This window comes from Phocaeicola sp. (genome assembly GCF_057861905.1).
The window spans coordinates 1-10,648 of record NZ_DBMACV010000092.1; the positions used below are offsets into that span (position 1 = coordinate 1).

7 protein-coding genes are annotated in these 10,648 nt (G+C 41.8%); 6 read left to right on the forward strand and 1 reads right to left on the reverse strand.

Annotation, left to right across the window (positions count from 1 at the left end):
• Positions 1-154: 154 nt before the first annotated feature.
• Positions 155-1,363, reverse strand: coding sequence for a BamA/TamA family outer membrane protein (locus tag ACZM60_RS13415; RefSeq protein WP_340319125.1), 1,209 nt, complete (start codon positions 1,361-1,363; stop codon positions 155-157).
• A gap of 213 nt (positions 1,364-1,576) precedes the next feature.
• Between ACZM60_RS13415 and pepT the strand changes: the two genes are divergently transcribed.
• From pepT to ACZM60_RS13445, 6 genes are all read left to right on the forward strand, one after another.
• Positions 1,577-2,803 carry a peptidase T gene (gene pepT, locus ACZM60_RS13420; RefSeq protein WP_340319124.1) on the forward strand — a complete coding sequence of 409 codons (1,227 nt, stop codon included), beginning with the start codon at positions 1,577-1,579 and terminating at the stop codon, positions 2,801-2,803.
• 139 nt (positions 2,804-2,942) lie between these two features.
• A complete protein-coding gene (gene gcvT, locus ACZM60_RS13425; protein WP_489521749.1) occupies positions 2,943-4,034 on the forward strand; it encodes a glycine cleavage system aminomethyltransferase GcvT in 1,092 nt (363 codons plus the stop codon).
• A 758-nt stretch (positions 4,035-4,792) separates the two neighbouring features.
• Positions 4,793-7,741, forward strand: coding sequence for a SusC/RagA family TonB-linked outer membrane protein (locus ACZM60_RS13430; RefSeq protein ID WP_489521750.1), 2,949 nt, complete (start codon positions 4,793-4,795; stop codon positions 7,739-7,741).
• Between the two features lie 13 nt (positions 7,742-7,754).
• Positions 7,755-9,332, forward strand: coding sequence for a SusD/RagB family nutrient-binding outer membrane lipoprotein (locus ACZM60_RS13435; RefSeq protein ID WP_489521751.1), 1,578 nt, complete (start codon positions 7,755-7,757; stop codon positions 9,330-9,332).
• 28 nt (positions 9,333-9,360) lie between these two features.
• Positions 9,361-10,464: a glycoside hydrolase family 18 gene (locus ACZM60_RS13440; RefSeq protein WP_489521752.1), complete on the forward strand. Its 1,104-nt coding sequence runs from the start codon at positions 9,361-9,363 to the stop codon at positions 10,462-10,464.
• A 2-nt stretch (positions 10,465-10,466) separates the two neighbouring features.
• Positions 10,467-10,648 (forward strand): hypothetical protein (locus ACZM60_RS13445; RefSeq protein WP_489521753.1); only part of this gene is annotated, 182 nt, incomplete at its 3' end.

Genomic DNA, 10,648 nt, shown 5'->3' on the forward strand with positions numbered 1-10,648 from the left:
TGCTTAAAGATACAAAATCTTTAGGTAATAACAAAGCCCCAGCTTGTGAAAGTCGGGGCTTTGTGCTAAAAAAGAAGGTGTGCTTTTTGACACACCTTCACTCTTTTTTGTATAGACGATAAATAATTGTTTCCTTCTTGCGTTGGAAGCGTTTTTAGAACGCTTCTGTCATGTTGAAGTAGAACAGATTCTGGCGGTTGATGAAGTTTCGTCCGAAATCGAGCCGGACGTTCATACGCGGCTGAACCTCTATGCGTAGTCCTACTCCGGCATTAGGCAGAACACCTTCTATCTTTCCCGGAGTAGGTCCCATGAATCCGGCTCCTCCCCAGGCAACGAATCCCAGATGGCTGATTACCTTTTTTATCCAGTTGCTCTGGTTCGTATTAAACATCTGGCGGTATTCTACGAGAGCGAGGTGCCCGCTTTTGTCGCGATATTGTCCCATATAATATCCGCGCAAGTCGAAAGGCGTTCCGCTAAGAACATATTTGTTGAGCGGAATATTGTTTCCAAACACATTCTTAGTCTGTATGGTCCATGCCAGCACTTTTCGTTTGCCTACCAGTTTGTATTGTCGGTAATCGAACTCGAAGCGATAGAAGTTGTCATCTCCTCCCAACCATTTCTGATACATGATACCTCTGAAGTCCAGATAAATACCTTTATAAGGATTGGCCGGAACATCACGAGTATCGTATGTCAACAGAAATCCCAGTCCCGAGCTGAAATTGCTATATCCGCTTGCAGTACCTCCTGCTCTCTTGTAGTCCTCCTGTTCGGGCAGATATTTGGCAGGATTGGTTATCTTGTCGTAATTCAAGTCTATTTGCGGACCGGCAAAGAAGTTGCTTTCGCCAAGGCGGAACAAGAACCAGGGATTAATCTGTATGCCGCTGTAGCGGTACTGGCTGGTAGTATCGCTTCGTACGTAGTCTTTGTTGGTAGTATAGCCTACGCCGTAGAAATTCTCCTGTGTATTTTTGTAGCTGAACTGTCCGAAAATACGGAACTTGTCGTTCTTGAAGAAAAGTTGAGGTTTTACCATGATGTTCAGTCCGCCCTTGAACATAAACGCCATAGCCACAGGCAGTACGGAACGACGCATGGTCGTGTCCTTCGGGTCCATACGGAACGTCATCAGGGCACTTCCTCCCACCAGCAGACCAAAGTCGGGGCTGAAGCTCGGTCCTCCCAGAATATTATAGTGCAGATTACGTTTTGCTAATTTTTTTTGATGGAGTTCTTTTTTATTCAATGAATGTGTGGAAAGGGTGTCACTCGCAGGTGTGCTGCTTGATTCCTGAGCCAGGCAAGCTATTGCAAACAAGCATGTTAGGCATACTAAAAATAATCTCTTCATAATTATATTCTTTCGAGGCACAAAAGTACGAAAAAAAGCATTATCTGTCCCGTATTTTTATAAGAGTTTGTGGTATGCTATGTGTTTTTAACAGCTTTGTGCTAAATACCACATACCGATTATAAATTAGGCCTAAAAAATGGTAATGTGTTTGGCTGTTCGGAAGCTATTTCCTATTTTTACACAAAAGAATCATTAACAACGAAAGAATATATGACAGTAATAGAACGTTTTTTGAAGTATGTAACTTTCGACACGCAGTCTGACGAGTCAACCGGTGTTACTCCCAGTACACCGAAACAAATGGTGTTTGCCAAGTATCTGAAAACCGAGCTGGAAGCTCTGGGACTGGAAGATATTTCGCTGGATGACAACGGTTATTTGTTTGCAACTCTTCCTGCCAATGTGAATCGAGATATACCCACTATCGGATTTATAGCTCATATGGATACCAGTCCTGATATGTCGGGAAAGAACGTGAATCCCAATATTGTCCGTAATTATGGAGGCGAAGATATTCCTCTGTGCAAGGAAGAAGGTATCATTCTTTCTCCGAAGCAGTTTCCCGAACTGCTGGATCATGTAGGAGAGGATTTGATTGTGACCGACGGCCACACCTTGCTGGGAGCCGATGATAAGGCGGGTATTGCAGAAATTGTAGCTGCTATGGCTTACTTGAAGGAGCATCCTGAAATAGAGCATGGAAAAATCCGTGTCGGATTCAATCCGGATGAGGAAATCGGACTGGGCGCGCATAAGTTCGATGTAGAGAAATTCGGCTGCAAGTGGGCGTATACGATGGACGGAGGCGAAGTAGGAGAACTGGAGTTCGAAAACTTCAATGCGGCTTCTGCCAAGATACATGTAAAGGGAAGAAATGTACATCCCGGGTATGCCAAGAACAAGATGATCAATGCTCTGCTCGTAGCCAATGAATTTGTGGGTATGTTGCCGGCAAACGAAACTCCTGCTACGACCGAAGGTTATGAAGGGTTCTATCATCTGATTGGTATGGAAGGTGAAGTAGAACAGGCTACCGTTTCATATATTATCCGCGACCACGACCGTCAGAAGTTCGAAGCACGCAAGATTTTTATGCAGGGATGTGCCGAAAAAATAAACAAGAAATACGGCGAGGGTACAATTAAGGTCGACATAAAGGATCAGTATTATAACATGCGCCAGCAGGTAGAACCGTTGATGCACATTATCGACATTGCCTTTGCTGCCATGCAGGAAGCTGGTGTAGAGCCGAAAGTGAAGGCTATCCGCGGAGGAACAGACGGAGCGCAGTTGTCATTCAAGGGGCTGCCCTGTCCGAATATTTTTGCCGGCGGACTGAATTTCCACGGTCGTTACGAATTTGTTCCCATTCAGTCTATCGAAAAGGCTATGAACGTGGTAGTCAAAATAGCCGAACTGACAGCAAAAAGATATTGATGACAGATCAGTAAAACACACGGGGATATTCCCCTTTCACCACAGGTTATAACCAGTACCGGTTGAGATGAACTTTTCGGGCGGAGTGAAGTATAATCTGTGGTGATAATTTAAATATTAACCTTAAACATTCTATTTGATGAAAACTACTCCTTTTACCGAGAAGCATATCGCTCTCGGCGCCAAAATGCATGAATTTGCGGGTTATAACATGCCTATCGAGTATTCGGGTATTCTTGATGAACACAATACGGTTTGTCAGTCGGTTGGGGTATTCGATGTTTCTCACATGGGAGAATTCTGGGTGAAAGGACCGCATGCTCTTGAGTTTATCCAGCAGGTTACTTCGAATAATGCAGCTGTACTTACCCCGGGTAAGGTGCAGTACACTTGCTTCCCGAATGAAACAGGAGGTATTGTCGACGATTTGCTGGTGTATTACTATGAGCCTGACAAGTATATGCTGGTGGTGAATGCTGCCAATATAGAAAAGGACTGGAACTGGTGTGTAAGTCATAACACAGTAGGAGCGGAACTTGAAAATTCTTCCGACCGTATCGCACAGCTTGCTGTTCAAGGACCAAAGGCTATCGATACGTTGCAGAAACTTACTTCTCTGAACCTTTCCGAAATACCTTATTATACATTCCGTGTAGGTGACTTTGCCGGAGTACCGAATGTGATAATCTCGAATACAGGTTATACCGGTGCGGGTGGTTTTGAATTATATTTTTATCCTCAAGATGCCGATCGTATCTGGGATGCTATATTTGAAGCCGGAGCTGAATATGGTGTTAAACCTGTCGGACTGGGAGCACGTGATACGCTTCGTCTGGAAATGGGATTCTGTCTGTATGGCAATGATATAGACGACACTACTTCTCCTTTGGAGGCCGGTTTGGGATGGATTACCAAATTTGTCGACGGCAAGAATTTTACCAATCGTCAGGCACTGGAAAAACAGAAGGCAGAAGGTGTAACTCGTCGGTTGGTAGGCTTTGAGATGATAGACCGTGGTATTCCTCGTCATGGATATGCACTGACCGACGGAGAGGGAAATGTTATCGGAAATGTAACATCCGGAACGATGTCGCCAACCCGTAAAATCGGAATCGGATTAGGATATGTACAGGTTGCATTTGCCAAACCGGATACGGAGATTTATCTGGATAATCGTGGACGTCATCTGAAAGCGAAAGTGGTGAAGCCTCCTTTCCGGAACATGATTTGATACCTCGATGCAATAATCATAGAAAAGTCGTTTCTGCCTGTTTTAATCTAAAAAGGAAGAAACGATTTTTTATTTTTCTGAAATGAGAAGCTTATAATTTATCAGGTTTTGTGGATGACATTATTTTGTTGTTAAATTAGATCTTTTCATACATAGCTGATTTATAAATATATCGCTTATTGACTTTTGTTTGATTTATTTTCACATACAGATTGTTTGTTATAAAATGACATCTGTTATTTATTATTTTTTTGTTTCTTTTGGTGGTTATATAAAAAAATATTATATTTGCTCGATATTTTAAAGAAAAGAGTCTTTAATGGCTTTTCTCTTTATTTGTTTAACCTTATAAATACCTTGTTAATTTTTTGTTTAAAAAATCAATTGAAACTTTTTAGTGCTTTCAATATTTCTATTTGAAAGTTTGAAATCTTATTGTGTAAGTTTTGTAAAAAAGAAGGAATGGTCTCTACGTTTATTTTTTGCAGGAACTGAGACAATATTGTTGACTGCTATTTTGTTATTAGACTAAACTAAATTTGATTTTTTTTATTGTAATCTTTATTCTTTACTATGGCTTTACTGAAATGCTGTGTAAAAAATAAAAGTTAAAAACCTTTAATTTACTAATCTTTATGAAAAAAAGTAAATTTGCGCAACTAATGTTGCTCTTGTTGTTAACTCCAGGAGCTGTTGCGTGGGCAGGTTCGAATGATGTTTCTAGTAATAGGACATCCCTGTCCCAGCAAACAAACAATGTGAAAACTGAAGGTGTCGTTGTCGATGCAAAAGGTGAACCATTGATTGGTGTAAGTATTCTCGAACAGGGAACTACGAATGGAACCATCACTGATATTGATGGTGTATTCTCTTTGCAGGTTTCTCCCAATGCTGTATTGGAAATTTCCTACATTGGTTATAAAACACAGAAGTTGGCTGTTAAACCTAATTTAGGCCAGATTGTCATGCATGAAGATACAGAAGTGCTTGAAGAGGTTGTTGTGACCGCACTTGGTATCAAACGTTCGGAAAAGGCATTGAGCTACAATGTACAGCAGGTAAAAGGAGATGAATTAACTACTGTAAAGGATGCTAACTTTATGAATGCTTTAGCAGGTAAGGTGGCTGGCGTCAATATCAATGCTTCTGCTTCGGGTGTTGGTGGTGCAACTCGTGTAGTTATGCGTGGTGTTAAATCTATTGCCAATAATAATAATGCTTTGTATGTAATCGATGGTGTACCTATCTTTAATACCAATAATGGTGGAACAGAAGGTGCTTATTCTGAACAGCCTAGAGGTGAAGGTATTTCGGACCTTAATCCAGATGATATAGAAAGTATGTCGGTGTTGAGTGGACCTTCTGCTGCTGCTTTGTATGGTTCTGCTGCTTCTGCCGGTGTTATTTTGATTACAACCAAGAAAGGCAAGGAAGGAAAGGTCAGTGTTACAGTTTCAAACTCTACTACTTTTTCGAAACCATTCTTTACTCCTAAGTTCCAGAACCGTTACTTGAATGCTCCGGGAAGTTTTTCTTCGTGGGGAGAAAAAGGTTCGTCGGAGTATGGTGACTATGATCCGATGGGATTTTTCCGTACGGGTGTGAATGTTCAGAACTCGGCTTCACTGTCGGTAGGTAATGATAAGAATCAGACTTATTTGTCTGTTGGTACAACGAATGCGAACGGCATGCTGCCTAACAATAAATATGAACGATATAATTTCAGTTCACGCAATACAACGAAATTCTTGAATGATAAGCTGACTCTTGATGTAGGTTTCAGCTTCATTATTCAGAAAGATTTGAACCTGACGGCTCAGGGACAGTACTTCAATCCGCTTCCTGCCATTTATCTTTTTCCGAGAGGAGAAAATTTTGAATCGGTACAGGCCTACGAAACTTTTGATGTAGGGCGTAATATCTATACCCAGAACTGGCAGTGGGGCGATCAGGGCCTGCAGATGCAGAATCCGTATTGGATTATGAACCGCATGCCTCGTACGAACAATAAGCAGCGTTATATGGCAAATGCCAGTTTGAAATATGATATTACAGACTGGCTGAACGTGACAGGACGTGTGCGCATTGATAATTCTGCTATCGATTATGAGGAAAAGCGTTATGCTTCTACCAATACGCTGTTTGCAAGTACAACTGGATTCTATAAGTATCACAAGACTGACGACCGTCAGGTATATGCCGATGTGATTGCCAATTTTGCAAAAGCGTGGGAGAACTTTAACCTGAATGCCAATATTGGTGCAAGTACTACGCAGTTGAATTATAAGAATTCAGGCTATCAGGGAGCTTTGGGAGATATCCCCAATGTGTTTACCTACTATAATATTGATAAGAACGGACGTGATACTTATCCTTTGTTCGAAGGCTGGAAGCAGCGTACTAACGCATTGTTTGCCAGTGTGGAGGCAGGATGGAGAAATATGTTGTATCTGACTGTAACCGGACGTAATGACTGGGATTCGGCTTTGGCACATACTCCAAACAAATCGTTCTTTTACCCTTCTGTAGGTCTTTCGGGCGTAATCTCGGAAATGGTCAAACTGCCTGAGTGGTTCAGTTATTTGAAGGTCAGAGGTTCTTACGCGGTTGTCGGTACTTCTATTCCCCGTAACCTGACTTCTCCTTATAGCTATGAATGGGATAAGTCGACCGGCAAGTGGCAGACTATGTCGTATAAGCCGTTGGGCGAACTGCTTCCTGAAAAGACTTATTCGTGGGAAGCTGGTATCAATGCACGTTTCTTCGACGGAAAATTGACCTTGGATGCTACTTGGTATAAATCGGATACCAAGAATCAGACTATAGAGGTGCCTTTGTCGGCTACTTCTGGATATACCAAGATGTACTGCCAGTCGGGTAACGTTCGTAACTGGGGTATGGAGTTTGCCTTGGGATTCAATAATACATGGGGTGATTTCTCTTGGAGCTCTAATATAACCTATAGCTTTAACAAGAATAAGGTTACGGAACTACTGAAAGATTATGTGGATGAAAGTGGAGAACATTATTCTGTCGACCGTATCAATAAAGGTGGTATTGATGCATGCCAGTACATACTGACAGAAGGTGGTACAATGGGAGATTTGTATGTTAAGACAGCTTTGAAGCGTGACCAGAATGGTAATGTGTTGATTGAAAATAACAATGTGGTACTGGAAACATTGGCAGAGCCCAAGAAGGTAGGATCTGTATTGCCTAATGGAAACTTGGGATTCAGAAATGATTTCAGTTATAAAGGTGTGAATTTAGGATTTATGCTTTCGGCTCGTTTTGGTGGTGTAGTTCTTTCACAGACGCAGGCTATTATGGACCAGTTTGGTGTGTCCGAAACAACTGCCATTGCACGCGATAATGGTGGAATACCTGTCAATAATGGCGTGATTGACGCACAGTCGTATTATACGAAGGTAGGTGGATCAAATGGTTTGCTTGAAAATTATGTATACGATGCGACTAACCTCCGTCTGCAGGAATTGTCATTAGGCTATACCTTACCGGCCAAATGGTTCAACAACGCTGTGAAAGTCAACCTTTCTGTAGTGGGACGTAATTTGTGGATGATTTACTGTAAAGCTCCGTTTGATCCGGAAGCAACAGCTTCTACCGGTACCTACTATCAGGGACTTGATTATTTTATGCAGCCAAGCCAGAGAAGTTTTGGCTTTAATGTAAAAGTTCAATTCTAAACATTTCAGTATTATGAATAAAAATAAATTTGCGCTAAATATATTTGCTTTGGGGTTCCTGATGGGGGGAGCTGTCATGCTGAATTCTTGTATCAGCGATGACCTGAATGACCCTATACATAAAATATCCAAGGAAGAATTGGAAGGAGATAATTATGGATTGGGAGCATTTTTCCTGCCCATGACCGACCTTGTAGTACCTGCACAGGAAAACCATTATCAGATGGCCGAAAATCTGATCGGTGATATTTACGGACGATACATGATGTATACCAACGATGGCTGGAATGCCGCCAAAAATCCTCCGTTGTGTAACGTTCCTTCGGACTGGTATTCTGCTCCTTTTAACTATATGGCAGAGTTTTATGCTGCCTATAATGAGGTGAAAAAACAAACCGAAGAGAAAGGAACTAATTATGCTTGGGCACAGATACTGAAGGTGAGCTTCATGCAGCGTCTGACTGATACTTACGGACCTATTCCTTATAAAAGTATCAACTCTACTTCGCTTACGGTTGCTTACAATTCTCAGGAGGATGTTTACCGTGCCATGTTTGATGATTTGAACGCTGCTATCGAAGTGCTGACATCTTATGTGCAGGCTAATCCGACAGCTACTCCGATGGCTAAATACGACAATGTATATGGTGGTAACTTTACTCAATGGATTAAGTATGCCAACTCGCTGAAGCTTCGTATGGCATTACGTATCAGTAAAGCTTTGCCCGATTACGCAAGAGATCAGGCTGAGAGTGCTATTAAAAATGCGTTTGGAGTCATTACCTCGAATGCAGATAATGCCAGCTATTATTACGAAAAAGGAAATCCGATAAACGTGATGTGGGATAGTTATGGCGATGCTCGTATGTGTGCTGATATTCTGTGCTATATGAACGGATATCATGATAAGCGTCTGGAAAAATATATGCAAAAGCATACGGGGGACTGGAAGAACGTAGAGTATGCGGCTATTCCTTCTGGAGTGAATGTTGACTTGCAGACCAATACCAAGAAGTATTCGGCTCCCAATATCATGAAAGCCGATCGTTTAATGTGGCTGAACGCTGCTGAAGTTGCCTTTTGCAGGGCTGAAGGTGGATTGTTAGGATGGAAACTTGGGGACGGAGGTTCTATAGCCGATCCTGAAACGTTCTATAAGCAAGGTATTCAGCTTTCTTTTGAGCAGTGGAATGCTTCTGGAGCAGCAGATTATATGGATGATGCTACGTCGGTACCCGACAAGTATGTCGATCCGGCAGGAAAGCACCGTACTATGGCTGCACCCAGTGCAATGACTGTCAAATGGAATAACTCTGCAAGTGATGATGAAAAACTGGAACGTATCATGATTCAGAAATGGATTGCTTTATATCCGTTGGGACAGGAAGCATGGAGCGAGATTCGTCGTACGGGATATCCGAAGGTCTTTAAATTGCCTAATCTGGCCAATGATAACATAACAACAGTTCCTAATCGTTTGCCATTTTCTTATAATGAGTATCTGAATAATAAAGGTAATATGGACAAGGCTGTTACCTTATTGGGAGGGGAAGATAATTTTGCAACTAAACTCTGGTGGCAGAAAAAATAATTAATGGTGATTTTAATAAATAAAGAATATGAAACGTTTACTGACAAAAATGATTCTTCCAGCTTTAGGACTTGGATTTATGATTACAGCATGTAATGACTGGACTGAACTGGAACCTAAATATGCAAAAGATTTGACGCAATCAGATAAGTCTGAAGAATATTATGAGGCACTGAGAGCTTACAAGCAGTCCGACCATGCCGTAGCTTTCGGATGGTATGGTAATGTGACCGGTATTGGAGTGAGTCTTGAAAACTGTCTGGCTGGATTGCCCGACAGTGTGGACTTTGTTTCGCTTTGGGGAGGCTGGAAAGGCATGACTCCTGAAGTACAGAAGGACTTGAAATATGTACAGACCGTGAAAGGTACGAAAGCTCTGGCTTGTTGTATCATTATGGAAATGGGTGACCAGATTACTCCAGAAGAACACAATGCAACTCGTGAAGACCGTCATAAGTACTGGGGATGGGTAGATGGTGATGAGGAAGCGATTAAGGCTTCTATCGTGAAGTTTGCCAACGCTTTTGCTGATACTATCGACAAGTATAATCTGGATGGATTTGATCTGGATTGGGAGCCTTCATATGCTCAGCCTTTCGAAACTAACAAGGAGATGTGCAAGAATGGCCGAATAGCTATTTTCCTGCAAACATTGATTGACCGGGGAATGGGTGCTCGTGCTGGAAAAGGCAAACTGCTCGTAATTGACGGAGAGCCCGAACATTCAGAAATACCGGCTGAAATGGGTAAAGACTTCAATTATTTCATCGGACAGGCGTATAGTTCATGGGGTGATAGCGACCTTGATGGACGTTTGGCTAGAATTATTAACCATTATGACGGTGTCCTTACCCCGGAAGAATGTGCTAAGAAATTCATCGTTTGTGAGAATTTTGAGAATTATGCACAAACAGGAGGAGTATCATATTATTACGACCGTGAGGGAAATAATTATAAGTCGCTCGAAGGTATGGCACGTTGGAAACCGCAATATAATGGTGAAACTTTCTCCAGAAGTGGAGGCGTAGGTACTTTCCACATGGAATATGAATACAAAGTGAGTGGCATGCCTGGTAACTATCCTTTCTTGCGTAATGCCATCCAAATTATGAATCCTGCAAAAAATAATTGATTATGAATTTTTTATATAAAAAAATAGGTGCATTGTCCCTTTTAATGGTTGCTTTGTCTTTCAGTGCTTGTGATGATGCTAAGTATAACGTGAGTTCGACGAATTCAAAACAAAGCGAGCTGTGTGTCAAGAGTTCTTGTAACATTGATACACGGCTTCTTCGGAAAGCAACAATATGCAGCAA

What these genes read in the sequence shown, in the direction of transcription:
- ACZM60_RS13415 (WP_340319125.1), bottom strand. Translation starts at nt 1,363, where the DNA reads ATGAAGAGATTATTTTTAGTATGCCTAACATGCTTGTTTGCAATAGCT.
- pepT (WP_340319124.1), top strand. Translation starts at nt 1,577, where the DNA reads ATGACAGTAATAGAACGTTTTTTGAAGTATGTAACTTTCGACACGCAG.
- gcvT (WP_489521749.1), top strand. Translation starts at nt 2,943, where the DNA reads ATGAAAACTACTCCTTTTACCGAGAAGCATATCGCTCTCGGCGCCAAA.
- ACZM60_RS13435 (WP_489521751.1), top strand. Translation starts at nt 7,755, where the DNA reads ATGAATAAAAATAAATTTGCGCTAAATATATTTGCTTTGGGGTTCCTG.
- ACZM60_RS13440 (WP_489521752.1), top strand. Translation starts at nt 9,361, where the DNA reads ATGAAACGTTTACTGACAAAAATGATTCTTCCAGCTTTAGGACTTGGA.